A 22,455-nucleotide genomic window follows, 5' to 3' on the forward strand; every position below is an offset into this window, starting at 1 on the left:
TCATTACATGGAAATAATTCCTAATACATTTGCAATGGAGCTTAACAAAATGATGATCAGGCATACCGGTGCAAGGTATTTAATGCAGAAAACATAAAGCTTCTTTCTTTTAAATGCGGAAGAGCTTTCAATCTCCTTAATGATCTTATCAAAACCGATCACCTTTGTTACAAGAATACAGGTAGCCAATGCTGCCAGAGGCATCATTACAGAATTGGTCATAAAGTCAAAGAAATCAAGGAAGCTCATTCCAAAAATCTTTATGAAATCCAAAAGTCCGTATCCCATAGAGGAAGCAGTACCAAGTACCAGCATGATCACAGCCATCAAAAAACAGCTTTTCCTGCGGCTCCAGTGAAGTTCATCCATAAATGTGGAAACGCTTGTCTCCATCAGGGAAACGGCACTGGTAAGCGCAGCCAGAAGCACCAATACAAAAAACAGGATACCTGCAGCTGTGCCAATACCCATGCTGGCAAAAACCTTTGGCAATGTGATAAACATCAGGGACGGTCCTGCCTGTAGATTACTTGCATCTCCGCCGGAAAATGCAAATACTGCCGGAATGATCATAAGTCCTGCCAGGATAGCAATGGCAGTATCAAAAATTTCCACCTGGGTGGTGGATTTTTCAAGATCCATTTCTTTACGTGTATAGGAACCATATGTGTACAGAATACCCATTGCAATAGACAGGGAATAAAACATCTGTCCCATAGCAGCCACAACAGTCATCCATGAAAAATGGCTGAAATTCGGAATAAGGAAATACTTCACTCCTTCCAGTGCTCCGGGTCTGGTCACAGAATAAACAGTAACAACCACTGCCAGTACAACCAGAACCGGCATCATGATCTTGGACATACGTTCCACGCCATTCTCAACACCACCGAGAATAATGGCAAAAATCAGAATTGCAAAAATAATAAACCAGAACTCTGCCTGCCATGAATCAGAAATGAAATCACCGAAATACCCATCTTGTGCAAGTACCTGTACATCTCCGCGGATGTACTCCACAAGATACTTCACTACCCATCCGCCAATGGTGCTGTAATAAGGCACGATCAGCATAGGAATCACTGCATTCAGCCAGCCGCCTACTTTATTTGCTTTCCCTTTCCCAAAGGCTTCAAAAGCACCAACCGGGCTTTTCCTGGTCATCCTTCCAATAGAAGTCTCTGACATGATCAGTACATAACCAAAGGTAGCAGTAAGAAGAATATAGATCAGCAGAAAGATCCCTCCGCCATATTTTGCCGCCAGATATGGAAAACGCCAGATATTGCCCAATCCTACCGCAGACCCAGCTACTGCAAGCACATAACCTATCCTTCCGGAAAAACTTCCTCTCTGGCGGTCATGCGTCATTTTAACTTGATCGTTCATGGATACACCTCACTTTTTGTTCATTAATGCTAAAACAATCTTGCAACATTATACTTTATTTTAGCATAAATGTCTATTGTTTTTTGAGAAGCATCTATTTCCCATGAACAGCAGCATGGTCAAACTGTCAGCCCTTAAAGGCTCATGACTGTTGTTTCCGTTTTTTCTTTATTTGGCCTTTTATATAGCACCCAGGATCTTTCTGGCATTGTCGATCCTTTCCTGTGTAGGAGGCTTTACTCCCTCTAAAGGATAGGGGATGCCCAGCTTTTCCCATTTAAAAGTGCCTAATGTATGATATGGAAGGACCTCCACACGCTGCACATTTTTCAGTGTGTGGATAAAATCTGCAAGCCGGTAAAGATACTCATCCTTATCACTTCCGCCAGGTACCAGCACATGGCGGATCCATACAGGCTTTTCCATATCGGAAAGTTCCCTGGCCATTGCCAGAATATTCTCTCCTGTCTGTCCGGTAAGCGTCCTGTGCTCCTGTTCATCAATCTGCTTAATATCCAGAAGTACAAGATCGGTATACTTCATCAGTTCCAGCCACTGTGCATGCCAGGGTTCTTTTGCAGTATATGGATTGCCGCTGGTATCCAGAGTCGTATGAATGCCTGCTTCCTTCGCTTTTTTGAAAAGTTCCGTAAGGAACTCCATCTGTAAAAGAGGCTCCCCTCCACTTACCGTGATGCCGCCTTTTTCGCCCCAGTAAGATTTATAACGCAGTGCAATTTTCAAAAGCTGATCCGCTGTATATTCTTTTCCATCCTTCATATTCCAGGTATCCGGATTGTGACAGAACTGACAGCGCATGGCACATCCTGAAAGAAAGATCACATACCTTACTCCCGGGCCATCTACGGATCCAAAACTTTCCAAAGAATGAACATAGCCTTTTAACATATTATTTTTCCTTTACTTAACAGTATCCCGGGCAACCAAACATTGCCCGGGACTTATATTACGTGTTTTTTCAATTACAGCACTTTGTAATTACATAACCTCATGGCAGGTTCTGGCAATCACATCCAGCTGCTGCTCTCTTGTCAGATCAATGAACTTCACAGCATAACCGGAAACACGGATCGTAAAGTTTGCATACTCTTCTTTTTCCGGATGCTCCATAGCATCGATCAGTTTTTCTTTTCCAAATACATTTACGTTCAGATGATGTGCACCCTGATCAAAGTAACCGTCCAATACATGAACCAGGTTATCTGTACGCTCACTGTCAGTATGTCCAAGTGCATCCGGATTAATCGTCTGTGTATTGGAAATTCCATCCAATGCATCCTCATACTCCAGTTTTGCAACAGAGTTCAAAGAAGCAAGAAGTCCGTTCTGCTCTGCGCCATAAGACGGGTTTGCACCAGGTGCCAGTGGCTCGCCTGCTTTTCTTCCATCCGGAAGGGAACCGGTAGCCTTACCATAAACCACATTGGAAGTGATGGTAAGAATGGAAGTGGTTGGCTTGGAATCACGATAGGTATGGATATGTTTCAGCTTGTCCATAAATGTGGAAAGCAGGTTTCTTGCAATCTCATCAGCACGATCGTCATCATTTCCATAACGTGGGAACTCTCCCTCAACCAGGAAATCTGTAGTGATACCGTCTTCATCACGAATCGCTTTTACCTTTGCATATTTAATGGCTGACAAAGAATCAACCACATGGGAGAATCCTGCAATACCGGTTGCAAAAGAACGGTCCACCTTTGTATCGATCAGCGCCATCTCAGCGGCTTCATAGTAATATTTATCATGCATGTAGTGGATCATATTCAGAGTTCCTACATACAGATGTGCCAGCCAGTCCATCATCTGGTCATACTTTGCAATCACTTCATCATAATCCAGGTACTCGGATGTGATGGGCTTATATTCTGGTCCTACCTGCATCTTTGTCTTCTCATCCACACCACCGTTGATGGCATACAGCAAACATTTTGCCAGGTTTGCACGAGCTCCGAAGAACTGCATTTCCTTACCAGTTTCTGTTGCAGATACACAGCAGCAGATTGAATAATCATCACCCCATACCGGGCGCATTACGTCATCATTCTCGTACTGGATAGAACTTGTTGTAACAGAAATATTTGCAGCATATTTCTTAAAGTTCTCAGGCAGCTTGGAAGAATAAAGCACTGTCAGGTTAGGCTCCGGAGCCGGTCCCATATCCTCAAGTGTATGCAGGAAACGGTAATCGTTCTTAGTTACCATATGGCGTCCGTCTACTCCCATACCTGCTACTTCCAGAGTTGCCCAAACAGGATCTCCTGAAAACAGCTGATTGTAAGACTCGATTCTTGCAAATTTCACCATACGGAATTTCATAACCATATGGTCAACCAGTTCCTGTGCTTCTTTCTCAGTCAGGATGCCTTTCTTAAGATCTCTTTCAATATAAATATCAAGGAATGTGGAAATACGTCCAACACTCATTGCAGCACCGTTCTGTGTCTTGATGGCTGCCAGATATCCGAAGTACAGCCACTGGAATGCCTCATGTGCATTCGCTGCTGGCTGTGAGATATCATAGCCATAGATCTTCGCCATCTCCTTCATTCCCTTCAGGGCGCGAATCTGATCTGCGATCTCCTCACGCAGCTGGAAATCATAACGGCGCATTCCCTGACGGTTGCTGTCTGCAAAATCTTTCTCTTTCCCTGCAATCAGGGCATCAATTCCGTACAGAGCTACACGTCTGTAATCGCCTACAATACGTCCGCGTCCATAAGTATCCGGAAGTCCGGTAAGAATTTTATTATGGCGGGCCATTTTCATTTCAGGAGTGTAAATATCAAACACACCCTGATTATGTGTCTTAAACTCATATTTTGTAAACATATCATGGATCTGCGGATCAACCTTATATCCATACATCTCACAGGCCTTTTCAGCCATCTTGATTCCGCCATAAGGCATAAATGCACGCTTCAGAGGCTTGTCTGTCTGAAGTCCTACTACCTTTTCAAGATCTTTCAGGCTTTCATCAATGTACCCAGGTCCATATGCAGTAAGTCCTGTAACAACCTTTGTTTCCATGTCAAGCACACCATTATTGGCACGCTCTGCTTTCTGAAGTTCCTGCAGTTTCTCCCATAATTTATCAGTAGCTTCTGTAGGACCTTCCAGAAAGGAATCATCTCCATCATACGGGGTATAATTGTGACGGATAAAATCACGAACATTGATCTTTTCTTTCCAGCGGCTTCCACTGAACCCATCCCATTGTGCAAAATCTTTCATTTTTGTACCTCTTTCTTTCTTATTCTATCCCTCTGTTTTCCGCGTACATACTTTAATGATTGTTATTCATTTAACACACTCAGGATATATGAATATTCCGTTTCTGTCAATCCATTCTATGCATGCTCTTAATAAAGTACAATCCGCCATATTCTTCTCCTGTTATGCGTTATTGCAGCACCTTATTCATCAACTCCTGATAACTGTCTACATGGTCATATGTCACAAAACCATCCGACAGTTTTGCGAAGAGCTTCTTGGCGCAGTCGATCTTGGACTTCTCGATTGGGCGCAGGTTCAGGCTTTCCATCGTACCTTTTGTTTCTGCTACAAAATAGATGTGCTTTACCTTACCCTCATGGAACACGATTGCCCAGTCCGGTGAGTAGTGTCCTACCGGAGTCGGAATAAAGAAGCCTTTCGGCAGCTTTGCATAGATAAAGACCTCTTCCGCACCATCCAGATTTTCCGCAAACTTGCGCTCCACGCTCTTTTCTGCTGTACCATCGGTGAAAACGTAATCCTGTATCGCCTTTTGCGCCTTATAAGCCTTGTCCATCGTCAGAGCGTGCTTTTCCGCTGTAAAGATACTGCTGTCGTAGCTTCCTTCAATAGTATCGTAGGTAATATGCTCCACGATCATCGTAGCTTTCTGTTCTTTGATCAGACGAATCATCTTAGTAATGAATTCTTCCGGGTTGTTCTGATACATGGCAAAGATAGTCGGCTTGATCCCCCGTAAAATACGGGCTACTGTGCGGCGAGTCAGCGTTGTACTCTCCGCGATCTTACCGATCAGGTCATATGCCACCTGACTGGTATGCGCATTTTTCAGTACAGCTGTCTTACTTTTTGCGTCATAAAAGCTGCTGCCCTCACGTATCATATCAGCATTCAAGGTATCTTTCTGCCCGGCATAGGTAACGGTATATTGCAGGCGGCTGACATACAATTCGCTGTCGATGTGCGCAATCGACTTCTGGATCAGCTCTTCAGAATCAAAATCCACCGTATAGGCGTATTTGTGGTTGATGGTCTGCCAGAGTTTCTGGAACTCTGCTTTTTCAAACCGGTCATTCAATGGATTTTCCAGTACTTTCGGCTTGTTGCCATCCTCGAACATGGATTTGAGCATACTATCGTCATAAATAGCCTGAACCAGCGTATGCACGCCATTTTCGATAGGTTTCAGCGTCTCCGGCACCGGTGCAAGCGTTCCGGCCTGCGCATCGTCCCGGTAGTCCTGCGTGACGTTATCCTGCTCATCCACATAGTTGTTCCGGACAAGATACTGATAGATAGCCCGTGCCTGACGGTCATCCACTTTGATTGTTTTGCCATCAAGCTTGATGGTCTTTCCAACAAAGTAGTCGATGTCTGCCTTGCGGGGGCGGTCATACAGCACAGCCTCGGTCTGCTTTTGCAGCCCGTCCACAAATCCGGCGTAGCTCTCGCTTGCAATAACAGTCAGCACATTGATATCCTGAACCTTATCCCCCAGCACTTCCGCATCCATGCGGTTTCCGTCCTTATTCACACACAGACGCAGACCGCGTCCTACTTCCTGCCGCTTCTGCGTGGTGCTGTCACTGTGTTTTAACGTACAGATCTGGAACACATTCGGGTTATCCCAGCCCTCACGCAGAGCGGAATGGGAGAAGATGAAACGAGTCGGCTCTTCAAAGGACAGCAGCCGTTCTTTATTTTTCAAAATCAGATCGTAGGCCGAAATATCATCGGATATATCCTTGCCACGCTTAACTGAACTGTTGACGCTGCGTCCTTTCTTATCAATGCTGAAATAGCCTTTATGCACATCATGTACATCGGTGGCATCCAGATAGGCAGTATACTCCGGCTCAAGAATAGAACGATATTCGTTCATTACAGCCATGTATTCCTGCTCAAAAATCTTGCCATACTCGCCCAGAAGCTCATTTCCGTCTTCATCGTACTGGCGGTATTTATCCACTTCGTCAATGAAGAACAGAGAAAGGGTCTTGATACCCATTTTGAACAGCTCCTGCTCTTTTTCAAAGTGGGAAATGATCGTCTCCCGAATCTGCACCCGGCGCATATCATCCTCAGAGACATCGCCGGTTACATCACCTTTGCGGATGGTATCGCCATTGGTAAATGTCACAACGCCAGTGATCGGGTCAATTTCAGAAACGACAAAGCCCTTATACTGCTCCATCTCGCCGGAGATATAGTAGAGATTATCACTCACATCCAATGTACGGAATTCCCGCTTTGTGCCGCTCTGGTGTTTGACTTCCAACTCCACTTTTGCCCGAGGCGGATTCTTGGGAGAGATAATGATGCTTTCCAAATACAGATATTTGTCTGTACCACGCAGGTTCTTGACCTCAAAACCCTTGACCTCGATCTTCTTGACCAGCCGCTTATTGTAAGCATCCAGTGCATCCAGCACATAAATAAGGTTGTGCTGCTTTGCATGGGTAGCGGAGTAGTTCAGCGTAAACAGTGGATTGAATTTCTTCAACGCTTTCTGGGTAGCAGATTCCTCTTTGCCCATCTTCTGCGGTTCATCCAGAATCAGAATCGGACGGTTGGCAGCAATCACATCAATGGGACGGCGAGAGCCAAACTCATCCCGCTTGGTATAGATAATGCGTGCAGCAGCATCACCCTTGCGGCCTTCCACGTTCTTGTCCTCGTTCATGGAGGCAGCAAAAGCCTGGGTATTGATGATCATAACGTTGATGCCTGAATTGCTGGAGAACGAATCCAACTGGTTCAGGTTGCTGCTATTGTAGATAAAGAACCGTGCTTTTTTGCCGTAGCACTCCATGAAATGATCGGCAGTGATCTCGAAGGACTTCTTTACACCCTCACGGATGGCAATGCTGGGCACAACAACGATAAACTTACTCCATCCATACCGCTTGTTCAGCTCGAACATAGTTTTGATGTAAACATAGGTCTTGCCAGTACCGGTCTCCATCTCGATATCAAGAGAACATCTGCCAAGCGGGGCAACCAGCGTGGCTGACTGATGAATATTGCTTTCCCCCTGTAATGCACGGATATTCTGCACCAAATCCGCATCGGTTAATTGCAGAGCTTCATTCTTGAACCCGGAATCGTTGATCAAATCCTGCAATTCCAACTGTGCTGCATCCTCGGCCATCGGCATAAGGCTCAACTGCTGGGACTTTGCAGACAGGCTTCCCATATCACGCAGATAGGACACGCCTGCACTATAAGGCTGCCCCTGAAAAACACGAGCCACAGCTTCCACGGCATCGGTCTGATACTGCTGAATTTTGAAACTAAACTTCATCTTTGTGGTTCACCTCCTGCTCCAGCATCAGGAAACGGTCAAAGTCGCTCTCATACAGACGATCCTGGATGATACGGTATTTTTCATATTCCGTTTCCGCATGGAGTTTTGCCTGTTCTGCGCTGATTTTACCTGGCCCGGTCAGCAGCTCGTTGCCGTTGAACTCCAGAAAACCATCCAGCCGCTTTGCCCAATCCTCCATGCTCATGGGGATTTTGCGCTCTGCCTGCAGCTCGGCATAATCCAGATAAAGCGACACAATGCGCTCCAGATAATTCATTTCTTCTTTGCTCAGATAATTCTTCGCAATCGACACATCCGCCTTGAGTATCTTCCCTTCCGGGGCATTCTCCCATGTAGTCAACCCCATATGTTCCTTGTTGGCATCCGCCCGCTCCACGATTAACTCCGCTGCTGTGTGTCGATGGACGGCATAGTGCATCTTGTTCTGCACCGTCTGGAAGAACAGACGTGTCGTCTTTGCATTTTTATCGTAATCAAACGCAGTGGCGTACAAATCCGTCACTTTCTGATAGAATTTTCGCTCAGACAGGCGAATCTCCCGAATCTGCTGCAACTGCCGCTCAAAGTATTCGTCAGTGAACATATGGCCTTTTTTCAGCCGCTCCACATCCATCGTCCAGCCTTGAATAGTATGGTCTTTGACGATCTGTCCCGCCCATTTGCGGAACTGCACCGCCCGCTGGTTATTCACCTTGAAGCCCACGGCAATGATTGCCTGCAAGTTATAATGGTTTGTATTATAGTTTTTTCCGTCTGAGGCAGTTATTAAGTATTTCTTAACAACTGCTTCCTCTCGCAACTCTCCATCCTCAAAAATCCGTTTCAAATGCTGATTGATCGCCGCAACCGAAACATCATACAATGCCGCCATCATCTTCTGCGTCAGCCAGATGTTCTCATCCTCGTAACGCATTTCAAAGCTGGCATCACTCTCACCGGTAGAGGCAACAAAGGTCAGGTATTCTGCTGCGGAGCTGCGAATGGCAAGTTCTTTTTTCTTCTTATCGTCCATATCACAGCACCTTCCTTACCGTTTCCGGGCTATACGTTTCAAAAATCTGGTCAAAATTTGTCGCAACGCTGTCATTTGCCATACTGCTGTCACGGAACACGGCATAGTAGGGCTTCATCTGTGCAATAGCCTTGACTGTTTCCTCGGTCACATCATGGTCGAAGCAGGCCAGCAGGAACCCATCTGCCACATTGAACACCTTTTTGCCTGCGATCTCTTTCACCTCAATGGAACTGGACAGCAACACGCCCAGATCCAGCATCACCTGGAACAGCAAATCTTCCGGGGTACGGTCTTCCTTCACGTTGTCCACCAACGAGAACAGATCCTGCTGCCCGACTTCATCCGGTGTATAGTAAACAGGCTTCATGTTGCTTTCGTCCAGACGCAGGCAGCGGAAGCCGATGTCTAAATCAGCCGGAGCCGTCAATCCGGCCTCCTCCTTGATTTTCCGACCCGCACGGCGGATACGCTCTTTGCCAATTTCGCAGATGTTCTTATAGCCTGCTTTGTATGCTGTTCCTTTTTCATCAGTGCTTTCAGGAACTTGAGCAAGAACAAACTTGCAATGCTTCCTTTTTTCGGTATTAAACTGCATAAGCGCATGAGCTGTTGTTGCAGAACCAGAAAAGAAATCCAACACGATAGAATCATCCGCAAGTTTTGCTAATGTCAACAATCTAAGGAGCAATCTTACCGGCTTCGGTCCATCAAATACTCCGGCATCCATTATTGCGGTTACTTCTTTTGCACCCTCTTGACTGTGACCAACATCCTTGTAAAACATTATTGATGTAGGCGCCATTCCGTCAAATTTTAGTTCTGTCAAAAATCGCTTAATACATGGAACGCTGTTTCCATCTGTTCCAAAATAAATTCTATTATCTTGGAGTCTCTCCAAAAATGCATTTTTGGAGAGACTCCAGCAGCGTCCTGCTGGAGGCTCTATTACTCGCCCCGAAGGGGCGGTAATAGGATAATCACAAGCCTCATTATAAGTTTTCACAGACATATCGCTTGGTTTCCACACACCACGAGGATCGTTATCCGGGTTTTGATATCGTGCATTTGCTTCTTCTGTTCGAGGCAATCGTCCAATAACAAAATTGTTTATATTCTTGGCAAACATAAGAACATAATCATGACTATTTGATATAAATTTCGCATCATTCTTCGGTGCATAAGCTCTCTCCCATACAAGCTGTGCAACAAAATTCTGCATACCAAATATTTCATCACATACTTTTCTGAGATTTTCCTGTTCGTTATCGTCAATGCTGATAAAGATTACACCATCATCCGTCAACAAATCCTTTGCGATTTTCAACCGCGGATAAATCATATTGAGCCAATCAGTATGAAAACGTCCATTGCTCTCGGTGTTGGTCACAAGCCGGTTGCCTTCTTCGTCATACTGCCCGCTATTATCCATATAGTCCGCCGCACTCTGGGCAAAATCGTCCTCATAGACAAAATCATTGCCGGTGTTGTACGGCGGATCAATGTAGATCATCTTGACCTTGCCCAGATAAGTTTCCTGCAAAAGCTTCAGCACTTCCAGATTATCGCCCTCGATGTAGAGGTTTTCACTGTCAAAGGCACCGGGAGTACCATCCTTGCCCACGCTGTCTGCCGCAACCGGGCGCAGCGTAGCCGTGATGGGCGCATTAGCCGCCAGCATGGCCTTTTTCTTGTCCGGCCAAGTAAACTGATAGCGTTCCTCCCGGCCTTCCACGATGGAATCCGATAGTTCTTGCCGCAGAACATCAAAATCAATGGCATGTTCCACCTTGCCGCCCCGCATCACTTCCGTGATGGCATTTGGGAACAGCTTGCCGATCAGTTCTATATTTCTCTCCACGCCATCAAGGCTGTGCATTTTCAGTTTGTCCATCCTGAACCCTCCTATTTTACTTGTGCTTGTAGCGGAACTACGGAATTTGCAATTCTTTTTTCACCGCCAACTAAGGTAGTATAAAATCTTTGCTCTATACCAAATAAGACCATCTTCAAATTTTCTTCTGATCCAACTTTAAATTTTTGCTCCGGTGTTACTATATCTGGACAATAATCACATATATATGCGAAAATCTGCTTTTTATCATCATCATGCATCTTGGACAGAGTATCCATCGCCATAGCAATCCTTTTACGATTCGCCACTTTGACTTTGCTGGACTCAAACCCATCAGTAAGATCTATAAAATCATTTTGAAGGAACTCCTCTACCTCATGCTCTGTCGCTTCACGATATAGTTCGGAAATACCGCCAAAAATACTGGCTATTGGTTCCAATCGCTGAAAATATAAAGCATCCTCTGCTGGAATGTAAATGGCATCTGGATATTCGTTTATAAAGAGAATCGCTGTTTCTCTCTCGTATCGATATCCTTCACCAAATCCAAGAATTCCCTTTTTCTTCACCAGCTTTGATTTGCTAATATTCTGGAAGAATAGATTGTCATCTATTTTGGCAAATAAGTAATCTACCTGCGAATATTCCGCTTTTTGAAGAGAATCGTAATCTACCGTCTCGTAATCTTTTTGTGTAATCTCAATGGAAAAATCTTTTTCAGAAAATTCTGAGATTTTGAACCACTCCCCCGTTTCCAACGTTGCACCAGGTGTATACGGACAAGATGATTCAATTAACTCATCAGGTGAACAATACAAGTTCTCGTCTGTAGAAAGCAATTTTCGGTATTTATTCGCTTTGCCACGCAATCTGATTTTAACATATACTTGATTCATACTTTCTTACCTTTCATCGCTAAGTAGGTGGTATCATTTATCCTTTTTAATGAATCAAAAGATACATCCCTGCTATTTCTAATAATTGATCCATGTGCTATCACAAAAATACTTGTTCCTTGTTCTGTAAGAATATGATAATAGTGGTATCCGAACAACAAATACAATGGATTAAAATACTGTGTCTGTGATAGCCACGTAAACGCAAAAACAATAGCATATATAAATACCATTGTTACATTATCTGCAACTGATAGTGAAACAAAGAAGTATCCCAAATATGTTGGTATAAATTCATTATCCGCCAAACTGCTTTCTCGACATCCACTTAACGAATCATTTCCTAAGCTTTTTGCCACGATTAGTGAAATTAAAGAAAGTAAAATCGGTATTAACAACAAAATAATTCCTGTTATCCAGCATGGTAACTCTATAATTGTCCATTGCTTACTAATACCGTAAATAACTGTCATCCAAGATGTTGCATTTAATGTTAAGACAAACTTATATAGGCAATTCACACTTTTTCTCCTACTTTCTTTTTCGTTTTAAATTTTTCAGTTCTTGTACCAATTCAAATTTCTTCTTCGGCTGCTTTTCTTTACGGATTTTTGCTTCCAACGCCGCAATCTGTTTTTCCAATTGTTCACGCTGTTTCTGATTTTCTACACTTTCTTTCAGAGTAGCGGATTCATCCGAACCGAGAGCCGTCCCTGCAATCTGCCGCACAAAATTCTCATACACGGCATCCAGCAAAAGCCCGTCCAGATGCACCGGAAATTCACTTTCTTCCAGCCAATCCGTATAATAATAGCGATCAACCTTAAAGGCCGTTTTACCCGCCGCAGCTTCCTTGTAACCGATAGCAGCCCGATACCTGCCCTCGTATTCCAGCAAAAACAGGATGTGATACGGAATCTCCCGGTCAATCTGGCGCAACACACTTTCGTCCAAATCCGGGGCAGACAACCGAACCTCGAACACCTCAATCTCTGTCACCTGTTCGCCAGCAGCCAGATTCAGGGTGGTGGCAGCAATCTTATTGCGCCAGTAGATGATCCTGATTTGCTCCACGAACGCTTTTTTCATGGCCGGTGTCACAGTAATGTTTTCATAAAACTTCTGCTTAGGGATACGTTTGTTAAACTCCGTAGATTTTGGCAATCCAAGCACGGCATCTCACCTCCAGACAATCATTTCACAACAAGGAAGCAAATCAGCTCAAAATCATCCAGCCCGGATATATTGCTCATCAAAGCGGATGTTCCACCGGCAGAGAACAGGCTGTCAATGTCGCTTTCCTCTTTCACATCAATGATGGAATTGATTGCTTCGCTCAGCAGCTCGGACATTTCCGCCATATTCCGCCCATCATCCGTTTCCCGGTTAAAGCGTTCGTATGCCCCTTTGATTGGTGCGGATTTTCCACGGCAGAGCAAGCGAATATCATCCAACATCTTTTTCGGATTCAGGTAATCGCAGATGATCTGCCCATCCATGCCGATGTAAACCATGTAGAACGGATGGATGCGGTTCCGATTATCCACATTGACGCTGTTGTTAATGTTTTTCAGCACAAAGATCACACCATCCGGCAGCTCATCCGTAGCAGGCACCACAGCATGAAGCCCACGAGGCTTTTTGTCCATGTCTCCGTTCTGTTTTATGTAGTCCAATAAGTCGAGCCGGAATTCGTTCAGCCCCAAATCCATAATGGAGATTCCATCGGACATATCCTCAATATCAACCACTTCTTCCTGTAAGCGTTTGAGCTGCGCCTTGCGGTATTCCAAGTCACCTTTTTCTTCCAGATTGATCAGGTCATCATCACCGGTAGAAGTCATAACGGTGATTTTCATGCGGGTTTCCACACGGGATTTCAGATTGATGTACTCATCCAGCGTCAAGTCCGGCCAGAAGTTTACAAGCTGTATGTACTGGTTACGACTGCCGATACGATCAACACGACCAAACCGCTGAATAATGCGAACCGGATTCCAGTGGATATCATAGTTGATCAGATAATCGCAGTCCTGCAAATTCTGACCTTCTGAGATACAGTCCGTTGCGATCAGCACATCAATTTCGGTGGTGCTATCCGGCATCAGAACATCCCGACCTTTGGAAACAGGGGAAAAGCAGGTCAACACATTATTCAGTGTTGCCTGAAATCCTTTGATCGTTGTTTTTCCATCAATGGAGCCAGTGATGACTGCCGTATTCAATCCATAGTTTTTCTTGATATACTCGCTGACATGGTCGTACAGATACTCGGCCGTATCAGAAAACGCCGAGAAGATCAGAACTTTCTTATTCTGGTCATTGATGGGATGCTCGATTTTTTCAGACAGAAGCTTTAACAACTCCTGCAACTTGGTATCATGTTCCGGTGTAATATCCGCAACCATAAATGTCAGCAGTTCCAGAACCTCCGCATCCCGCTGAAGCTCCGTGCGCCAACTCTTCCAGTCCATATCCGCAAGGTCGATTTTTACCTTTTTGCCAACGGTGAAAAAATCTGAATTTTCATCATCTATATCAAAGTCATCGCCACCAGCATCGTACATATCCAAATCCACCCGACCGTATACTTCAAACTGGTTGATGGACCGAATCGTACCATCGATCAGTTCTTTAATTCGGGTCAGTGTCAGTTGGAAAGAATGTACGGAGCTTTCCAGACGCTTCAAGAGGTTGATACTCATCAAGCGGCGGATACCTTGCTCACGTCCTGTCTGGGTCAGGTTCTCGCCCTTGTTGTGGGTCAACTCTTTATATTTCTGGAGCTTGCTGGGGAAAATGTAATTGGATGGCGCATACACACACAAGGAAAGCTGCATAAGCTGCTCATAAATCTCGTTGTAGTTGATGGCGTTGTTCAAATCTGTCAGACAGGGACGCTTGGAAATTGGCTTGAGCCGTTCGGGAAATTTTCCAATTTCGTTGGTGTCATAATACTTCTCAATGTGTTTACGGGAGCGGGCAATGGTCACGCTGTCCAACAGCTCAAAAAAGTCAAAATCCAATGTGCGCAGCAACGCATCTGTGGTTCGTTCTTCCTGAGGCAGTTTACTCCAGGCATTGAACGCCTTTTGTGCCTGCTTGAAAATATCTTCCACATTTTTTGAAGTATTCAGCCGCTCATCAAGAAACTCTGAATTGCCCTCATAGGCAAGGGCAAGCTGATTCTTCAAATCAACAAAGCGATTGTTGACCGGCGTTGCCGAGAGCATCAAAACTTTGGTTTTAACTCCGGAACGAATCACCTTATCCATCAGGCGCTGATAGCGGTTATCCTGCGTCTTGCTGTGCGTACCAATACCGTTACGGAAGTTGTGGGATTCATCAATCACCACAAGATCATAGTTGCCCCAGTTCAGGCGATTCAGGTCAAGACCGTTGGACTGTCCGCCATTGCGTGAAAGGTCAGTATGGAACAAAACATCGTAGCTCAGCCTGTCCGATGCAATCGGGTTATTCACATAGTTGTCCTTGTATGTATTCCAGTTTTCAGCCAGCTTTTTCGGGCAAAGCACCAGAACCGACTTGTTTCGGTTTTCGTAATACTTTACAACAGCCAGAGCAGTAAATGTTTTACCAAGACCAACGCTATCGGCAAGAATGCAGCCGTTATACTTTTCCAATTTGTTGATGATGGCAAGCACGGCATCCCGCTGGAAATCGTAAAGCATACTCCAGATTTTGCTCTGCTTAAAGCCAGTTGTCTCGTTTGGCAGTTCATCCTCGGAAATGTCATCCAGAAATTCACTAAACACATGATACAGTGTCATGAAATAGATGAACTCCGGAGAATTTTCCGCATAGGCAGTGCTGATGTTTTCCAAAACCACGTCCGTGACATCCTGCATCTTTTCACGATCGCTCCACAATCCATCGAAGAGCTGCATATACTGCTGGGCAAACGGAGCTTCCATGCAGTTGACCATGTTATAGCTGTTGTTGCCACGCTCACAGCCAATATCCACCGTTGTAAACCCATTGATTGGCATATAGGCCGTTTGTGCTGTTTTAGAATCCACAGTCATAAAGCCTGCCATGTTTTCGCCGGTTGTGTTTGATTTGAATTTTGCTTTCTTTCTGATCCAATCGGCGCACTCCTTTGCGACAGCTCGCTGGGTCATCTCATTGCGCAGCTTAATTTCAAACTCTGTACCGTATAGGCTGGTCTCACGGGAAAGACGGGGAATATAGAATTCTCGTTTCTGCTTTTCCGCTTTCTCTTTGACAAAGGTGGGCGATGTGAAGATAAAACGAAACTCGTCCACAGATTCCAACTGCTTCTTCAGCTCTTTATACGCATACATCGAAAAGCAGGCTGCCGCTATTGACACCTTGCTTCCTTTTTTGATCTCCACCCGCAGATCATCCCTGACCGTACTGGTGATGTTGTCAAGAATCTTCAAATTGCTCACCCGCCTTTGTTCTCAGTCTTTATTTTACATTTTTTGATGTCCCGTTATCAGAACTATCAGGCAGAATTTCAAGAACATCCTCAATACCGCAATTCAATTTTTGACAAATTCGATCAATGACTTCCAGAGAAACAATCTCATCACGTCCCATCTTGCTCATAGTGCTTGTACTCACACCGACAAGCTCACACAAATCTTTTTTACGCATTTTTTTGTCGATCATGAGTTTGAATAGTCTGTTGTACGATACTGCCATTTTTTCCTCACCTTCTATCTTTCTAAGTGGTTTCAAACCATCAAAAAACTCTATTGACATTGTAGCACAACACGCTTTAAGAGTAAACAAAAAATGCCGACTTCTCATAAGTTGTAAGTCTTCTGCAAGCTTTACCAAGGCTCAACTTCCCTTTTTCCCTCTTTCGAGACCTTTTTAACGATACGGTAGAATTCACTTTATGTTACAGTCTGCATGAGTGCAAGAGCATTCTTGGCGTGGATGGCGGCAATCTGTACGACACGACCGATTTATAGATATAAAACAGTCCTGCCGGGAGAAAATCCTCCAAAAGCTGATGGACTATGATCTTGCCGAGGGTGCTATCCATGCAGTCCGGCATATTTTTTTCATTGCCACCCGACGCTCATACAAAACATATACTTATTCCGCTTGATGCGTCATTCTTGTTCTGAAAACAGAAACAGAATCCTTACAGCGACTGTAAGTGTTATTTATTGTGTTTCTGTGCTATCATTTACCCAGAAATGGATGGGAGGTATTCACATGAAACCAATTTTGAATATTGAAAATCTTACCAAAGTCTATGGGACTTTGCCAAACCAGACGAGAGCCCTGAACGGAATCACTTTTCAGGTCATGTCGGGAGAATTTCTCGGTATTATGGGAAGCAGTGGTTCCGGTAAATCCACGCTTCTCAACTGTATTGCAACTGTGATTCAGCCCACAGGCGGAAGCATTCAGGTGGAGGGCGATACTCTGCAATCGCTCAAGGGAAAGGCTCTTGCAGAGTACCGTGGCAAAAAAGTTGGTTATCTATTCCAGAACTTTGAATTGCTGGACAACCTGACTGGCAGGGAAAACATCCTGCTTCCGACTTCCTTGCATGGGGTATCCGAAGCAGAAAGCAGCCAACGGCTGAAGCAGTTGGCTGACTATCTGGAAATCACTGATGTTCTGGATAAGTTTCCGTCCAAGATGTCCGGCGGCCAGCGGCAGCGTGTTGCGGCAGCAAGGGCTCTGATCTTGCATCCCCAAATGATCCTTGCCGATGAACCGACGGGTGCTCTGGATTCTAAGAACGCAAGAAGTCTTATGGAGAAGCTGTCCGGCCTGAATCGTGACGAACAAGCTACGATCCTGATGGTAACCCATGATTCCAATGCCGCCAGCTTCTGTAAGCGCATCTTGTTCATCCAGGATGGCGTGATCTTTCATGAGCTGCGACGTGGAGACGAAAGCCAGCAGGAGTTCTACAGGCGCATCCTGAAGGTGATGGCGCAACTGGGAGGGGGCAGTGCAAATGTTCTCTAATCTCATTCTTCGGAACAGCCGCCGCAGCCGAAAGGAAAACGGTCTGTTTTTCAGCTCCCTGGTGATTTCTATTGTTGCCTTTTACATGATCCTATCCATCTCCACTCAAGATGTGATGCTCTTTTTGCAGAAAATGGAGAGTGACGCAGTTGACAAACTCCTGCTTCTGATTCCTGCGTTTTATGGAATGACCCTCGGTATTCTGTTCTTTTTAATCTATTTCGCCTGCAAGTATCAGTTCGAGCGCAGACGGCATGAGTTTGGTGTTTATCTAATGTTGGGGATGCGTAGAAGTAAACTGTTTGGTATGCTTCTGGCGGAAGATTGCCTGACCAGTATTCTTGCCATGCTCATAGGCTTACCTGTGGCTGTGGTGCTTTCAGAAATTGTCAGTCTTGTCACTGCCAAGCTGGTAGGCATGGGGATTATCGGTCATCAGTTTTCTTTATCCTGGTCTGCGATTGAATGGACGCTGGCAGGATTTCTGGCAATTAAGCTGACGGCACTTCTGATTTTGAGTGGACGAATCAGCCGCCAAGACATCGGTACTTTGCTATCCCAGCCAACGAACCGCACCAAGAAGCAAATGCCATCTGTTATCTATGGACTGGCTGCTATATGTGGAAGTGTGATGTTGGCAGCGGCTTACTACATGGCAATTCAGGGAATTGCATGGACAAAGGTAAGTATGATGGGACTGACTATGCTGTTGGGCATAGTTGGTACGATGCTGCTTTTCTATGGGATGCGTGCGCTGATTGCTTTGATTGTTAAGAAAGGAAAAGGAAATAAGCAGCTTCATGTATTTACCTTCCGGCAGATTCAGGAGAATGTCATTCATCAGTCAAACTCCATGGCCATCAGCTCCCTGCTGATTCTGGCGGCGCTGTGTTGTTTTGGTGCGGGCGTAGGAATTGTAGGAACGAATAGCCTGTCTTCTGGCCATGTAATTGATTATACTTTTGAAGATCATACTGCAGAAGATTCATCGCAGGTTCTTCCGAATATAAAGGCAGCCCTGAAAGAAAACGGTTTGGAAAATCAATTTTCAGAGCTTTTTGAAATGAAGGTTGGGAGTATTCGCACCACAGAAGATTATGATAATGCCTACAGTATGGACGCTGTTATGGACTCTCTTAGGAGCCTGTCCCAGTCGGAAGACCGGGATGTCCTTTTGAACAATCTTGGTTATGCCACATACCCATATTTGATTTGTTTATCGGACTATAATCGTTTGTTGGAATTGTCCGGCAATCCGGCTCTCCAATTAGGTGAAAAGGAGGCCGCTGTCTATATTGATACAGAGTTTACTACGGTAAGCCGTACCGCAATGCTGAACCAAGTATTGGCCGGGCATCCCAAGGTGGAACTGGATGGTAGTCCGATTCATCTTACAGGAGAGGTTCAGTCTGTGAATTTGGTCACAGACCGTTCTATAACCTTGTCCTTTGCATTGATTCTTCCGGATGAGGCATTCCTATATTATAGCCAGGGAATGTATGATACCTATGTCAATGCGGTGCTCAGTGAGCAGGCTCTGGATGGAAATAACCTTATGAATACATATTTGGATTTGAATGAGACGCTGTACAAAACTGGCATTGAATATGAAAGCTATCTTCAGAATGTGGGTCGTCAGCTTTTCTACACCATAGCATCCAGTTATATTACCCTCTATCTTGCGATTGTTTTCCTGGTAGTTGCCAACACCATCGTGGGTGTTCAGTTCCTGATGAGTCAGCAGAAAACCGGGCGCAGATACCAGACCCTGATCCGCCTGGGAGCTACTTACGAAACCCTTTGCCAGTCTGCTGGAAAGCAAATTACCTGGTTTATGGGACTTCCTGTATTGGTTGCGGCTGTCAGCAGTCTGTTTGGAGTCAGGGCGTTATTTACAGGGATACTCTCGTCCCGAACCCGTGGAACAGTGTCTGAAATGCTGCTTGTATCTGCTGCTATGATTTTATTGCTTTGCGTGATAGAATATATTTATATGAGAGTGGTCAAGCGCTCCAGTGATCGATATTTGCTGACACTGATGCAGCCGCAGAGAGAAGAATAATTTGGAAGGGAGTGCTGTCGTGAAAAGAATTGCTGTTGTGGAAGATGAAGTCTATATGCAGAAAGAACTCTGCGATATGCTCCAAAAGAACGGCTATCTTGTGGAGGCAATTACCGAGTTTGAAGATGCCGCTCGGCTCTTGGCAGTCCTCCGCCCTGACCTTGTGATCTTAGACTTGAACTTGCCGGAGATCAGTGGCTTTCAAATCTGCCAGGAACTAAAGAATAAAACCGCTATCCCCGTCCTGGTACTGACTTCCAGAGATCAGGTAAAGGATGAACTGCAAGCGTTCCAGTTGGGTGCCGATGAATATTTGACGAAGCCGTGCAGAAAAGACCGGCTACTTGCCAGGGTATCCAATATTCTCAAAAGGTATGAAGGCCGTACCAATCTCATAGAGGGGCCAGATTTTCTGTTAGACCAGCAGACCTACACGCTTTATATTCATAATACCTCTGTAGTGCTTCCCAAAAATCAGGGAAAACTGTTGGTTGCTCTTCTGTCCGGCGGTGATGCTCTGGTCACGACGGAGCAGCTTTGCATGGCACTATGGGGAACCACGGAATATATAGAAGAAAATGCCTTGCAGGTTAACCTGACCCGGCTGAAAAAAACAATGTCCGCTCTTGAGATGAAGCAACAAATCGTTGCTGTTCGTGGGATGGGCTATCGTTTGGAAGCGGAGGTATCTCCATGAAACGATTTTGGCGCATGATAGAACGGTACTACCCCTGGCTGCTGTTGCTGCTGGGCGTGGATTGCTTTTGTGCTATCATTCTTTGGATTTCTGACATTCGGGCATTTCAAACCTTGATTGAGTTAGTAGTTCTGACAAGCCTCCTTTTGTTTTCAGCGATTCTGTTTGTACTAAATAAGCGGGAGACCACCCGCCGGGAGCTGTTCCGGGATTTTCTCAGCGATCCTACCATCTACAACGAGGAACGGCTGCTCAGTGCCATCAGCCGGGAAGAAGGAGAATCTATCCGGCTTCTGGCATCAGTTTTACAGGAACACAAAACTGAGAGTAACAGTATGGCAGATGCCCTACAGGACTATGAAGAATATGTGGAGAGCTGGGCACATGAAGCGAAAACGCCCCTATCGTTGTTGACCATGCTCCTGGATAATCGGAGCGACGAAATATCTCCTCCCCTGCAAGCAAAGCTGGATTATGTCCGCAGTCAGCTTCAGGAGGATGTCACTCGAATGTTATACTATGCCCGGTTAAAGAGCAGTACAAAGGATTATCAGTTTGAGGATATCAATTTGAATGACTGCTTGGGGGAAGTTCTGGAGGACTATGCTCCACTTCTGGAAGAAAAACAGTTTGTAATTCTCAATAAACTGCAATCTGAAACAGTCTATACAGACCGTAGAGGGCTTCAGTTTATGTTGGGACAGATTGTGAGCAATGCCATAAAATATAGCAGCGATAGTCCCATGCTAACGATCTCTATGATACATTCAGAGACCGCAGATGTCCTTTCAGTTGAGGATAACGGCATCGGTGTAAAAAAATATGATCTGCCGTATATTTTTCAAAAGGGCTTTACCGGGGATTCTACTGACAGCAGAAAGAAGGCTACTGGTATGGGGCTTTATCTGGTTAAGAAGATGGCTGATGATTTAAACCTTTACCTGGAAGCAACATCCCAGTGGGGAAAGGGATTTAAGATAGTCATCTTCTTTCCAAAATTGAGATCCAACGGTGGATGATAAAAAGGGTGATTTTTATGTCTTGTTTCCAGAAAGTCAATAAACTCTAAGGAAGGATAACCGCGGTCAAAAACTGCGACAACCGGCTTCCTGATTCCAATTTTTTTTAATTGTTTTAAGTTTCTTTTTGCCAGTTCGTTTTCACTGATGCAAATATGTTCAATTTCAATATCCAGGTAAAAATGATTCAAAACATCATACATTCCGCTTACCAGTGCCCGTACCTGCCCTTTCCCGGAATGCTGGTTGCCGCTGTTTCCAAATGCTTCCCTGTTATCCTTTGAGTTTGGAACTTTCGCCTTGTTCCCGTCAATCGCGATTAGCAAATATCCTTTCCACAGTCTGGGTTCGTCAGAACGATAAAAATCCATAAGATATTTACAGTTCAGATAGGGAAAAATTTCCGGATTTAGACGTTTTCTCTGTTGTAGATATCCCTGGACAGATAACTGCATAGACAAGTCTCCTTTTTCTTTGAAATAGTTTCTAAGTTCAAATGTCGTGGTAAGCCCCTTTTTTGAAAGACAGCATAGCAACATGTCTTTTAGGGGCATTTTTCGCTTTCTCGAAAAAGCATGGTTTCCATTCTGTCTCGCATATTTTGCAATTTCCGGATCATATAATAATGCAGAAAACTTTTAAAATCTTGTTTTATAAGATTTAATCATATACACCCCTGCCTATATTTTAACACAATGAAAGGAACCTGCGAACAGATTCCTTTCCATTTTTTCCTTAAGTTTATGATGTTGGGCTTAGCCGGTGGTTTGCTTTGACCCTATAAGGGTCTGTTACCGGCACTGGAGTCTAAAGACTCATCGAATAGGTTCGCCAATCGCAACATCATTTACTTACTAAGCCCTTACGGGCTTACAGACTGTAGACAAACTTGGTGTTGGGTGTTATGCCCAGCACCATTTTTCTTTTAAAACTTCTTTTCTTTTTATTTTCTTCAAA

At 44.7% G+C, this 22,455-nt stretch carries 16 protein-coding genes; 4 read left to right on the plus strand and 12 right to left on the minus strand.

Annotated features, from left to right (window positions below; translation table 11 throughout):
* Nucleotides 1-3: 3 nt before the first annotated feature.
* From G5B11_RS14605 to G5B11_RS19780, 11 genes are all read right to left on the minus strand, one after another.
* A complete protein-coding gene (locus tag G5B11_RS14605; RefSeq protein ID WP_158422335.1) occupies nucleotides 4-1,389 on the minus strand; it encodes a sodium-dependent transporter in 1,386 nt (461 codons plus the stop codon).
* A gap of 180 nt (nucleotides 1,390-1,569) precedes the next feature.
* Nucleotides 1,570-2,298 (minus strand): pyruvate formate-lyase-activating protein, encoded by a 729-nt coding sequence (pflA, locus tag G5B11_RS14610; protein WP_173728874.1) that lies wholly within the window; start codon nucleotides 2,296-2,298, stop codon nucleotides 1,570-1,572.
* 90 nt (nucleotides 2,299-2,388) lie between these two features.
* Nucleotides 2,389-4,644 carry a formate C-acetyltransferase gene (gene pflB, locus G5B11_RS14615; RefSeq protein ID WP_173728875.1) on the minus strand — a complete coding sequence of 752 codons (2,256 nt, stop codon included), beginning with the start codon at nucleotides 4,642-4,644 and terminating at the stop codon, nucleotides 2,389-2,391.
* Nucleotides 4,645-4,813: 169 nt separating this feature from the next.
* Nucleotides 4,814-7,951 carry a type III restriction-modification system endonuclease gene (locus tag G5B11_RS14620; protein WP_173728876.1) on the minus strand — a complete coding sequence of 1,046 codons (3,138 nt, stop codon included), beginning with the start codon at nucleotides 7,949-7,951 and terminating at the stop codon, nucleotides 4,814-4,816.
* Nucleotides 7,941-8,987 (minus strand): virulence RhuM family protein, encoded by a 1,047-nt coding sequence (locus tag G5B11_RS14625; RefSeq protein ID WP_173728877.1) that lies wholly within the window; start codon nucleotides 8,985-8,987, stop codon nucleotides 7,941-7,943. Before G5B11_RS14625 ends, G5B11_RS14620 begins: the two co-directional genes overlap by 11 nt.
* Before the next feature lies 1 nt (nucleotide 8,988).
* Nucleotides 8,989-10,881 carry a site-specific DNA-methyltransferase gene (locus G5B11_RS14630; RefSeq protein ID WP_173728878.1) on the minus strand — a complete coding sequence of 631 codons (1,893 nt, stop codon included), beginning with the start codon at nucleotides 10,879-10,881 and terminating at the stop codon, nucleotides 8,989-8,991.
* An 11-nt stretch (nucleotides 10,882-10,892) separates the two neighbouring features.
* The gene (locus G5B11_RS14635; protein WP_173728879.1) at nucleotides 10,893-11,738 is read right to left on the minus strand and encodes an ATP F0F1 synthase synthase; all 846 of its coding nucleotides are present in this window, start codon (nucleotides 11,736-11,738) and stop codon (nucleotides 10,893-10,895) included.
* Entirely contained in the window at nucleotides 11,735-12,259 is a 525-nt protein-coding gene (locus G5B11_RS14640) for a hypothetical protein (protein WP_173728880.1), read from the minus strand. Before G5B11_RS14640 ends, G5B11_RS14635 begins: the two co-directional genes overlap by 4 nt.
* A gap of 10 nt (nucleotides 12,260-12,269) precedes the next feature.
* Complete coding sequence (locus tag G5B11_RS14645) at nucleotides 12,270-12,911, minus strand: DUF4391 domain-containing protein (RefSeq protein ID WP_173728881.1); 642 nt, start codon at nucleotides 12,909-12,911, stop codon at nucleotides 12,270-12,272.
* A 20-nt stretch (nucleotides 12,912-12,931) separates the two neighbouring features.
* Complete coding sequence (locus G5B11_RS14650; RefSeq protein WP_334298002.1) at nucleotides 12,932-16,171, minus strand: helicase-related protein; 3,240 nt, start codon at nucleotides 16,169-16,171, stop codon at nucleotides 12,932-12,934.
* Nucleotides 16,172-16,190: 19 nt separating this feature from the next.
* Complete coding sequence (locus G5B11_RS19780; protein WP_173728886.1) at nucleotides 16,191-16,427, minus strand: helix-turn-helix domain-containing protein; 237 nt, start codon at nucleotides 16,425-16,427, stop codon at nucleotides 16,191-16,193.
* Between the two features lie 525 nt (nucleotides 16,428-16,952).
* Here G5B11_RS19780 and G5B11_RS14660 point away from each other — a divergent pair.
* Genes G5B11_RS14660 through G5B11_RS14675 form a run of 4 tightly spaced genes read left to right on the plus strand, consistent with a single transcriptional unit; the run spans nucleotide 16,953 to nucleotide 21,498 of the window.
* Nucleotides 16,953-17,720, plus strand: a complete 768-nt coding sequence (locus G5B11_RS14660; RefSeq protein ID WP_173728883.1) for an ABC transporter ATP-binding protein — start codon at nucleotides 16,953-16,955, stop codon at nucleotides 17,718-17,720.
* Nucleotides 17,710-19,782, plus strand: coding sequence for an FtsX-like permease family protein (locus G5B11_RS14665; protein ID WP_173728884.1), 2,073 nt, complete (start codon nucleotides 17,710-17,712; stop codon nucleotides 19,780-19,782). Before G5B11_RS14660 ends, G5B11_RS14665 begins: the two co-directional genes overlap by 11 nt.
* Nucleotides 19,783-19,801: 19 nt before the next feature.
* On the plus strand, nucleotides 19,802-20,479 hold the full coding sequence (locus G5B11_RS14670) for a response regulator transcription factor (RefSeq protein WP_173728885.1): 678 nt from the start codon (nucleotides 19,802-19,804) through the stop codon (nucleotides 20,477-20,479).
* A complete protein-coding gene (locus G5B11_RS14675; RefSeq protein WP_158422341.1) occupies nucleotides 20,476-21,498 on the plus strand; it encodes a sensor histidine kinase in 1,023 nt (340 codons plus the stop codon). The genes G5B11_RS14670 and G5B11_RS14675 overlap by 4 nt, the downstream gene beginning before the upstream one ends.
* On the opposite strand, the gene G5B11_RS14680 is transcribed toward G5B11_RS14675, so the two are convergent.
* Nucleotides 21,417-21,953 carry a transposase gene (locus G5B11_RS14680; protein WP_244093031.1) on the minus strand — a complete coding sequence of 179 codons (537 nt, stop codon included), beginning with the start codon at nucleotides 21,951-21,953 and terminating at the stop codon, nucleotides 21,417-21,419. The genes G5B11_RS14675 and G5B11_RS14680 overlap by 82 nt on opposite strands.
* Nucleotides 21,954-22,455 lie beyond the last annotated feature (502 nt).

This window comes from Blautia glucerasea (assembly GCF_013304385.1).
Taxonomy (GTDB): domain Bacteria; phylum Bacillota; class Clostridia; order Lachnospirales; family Lachnospiraceae; genus Blautia_A; species Blautia_A ammoniilytica.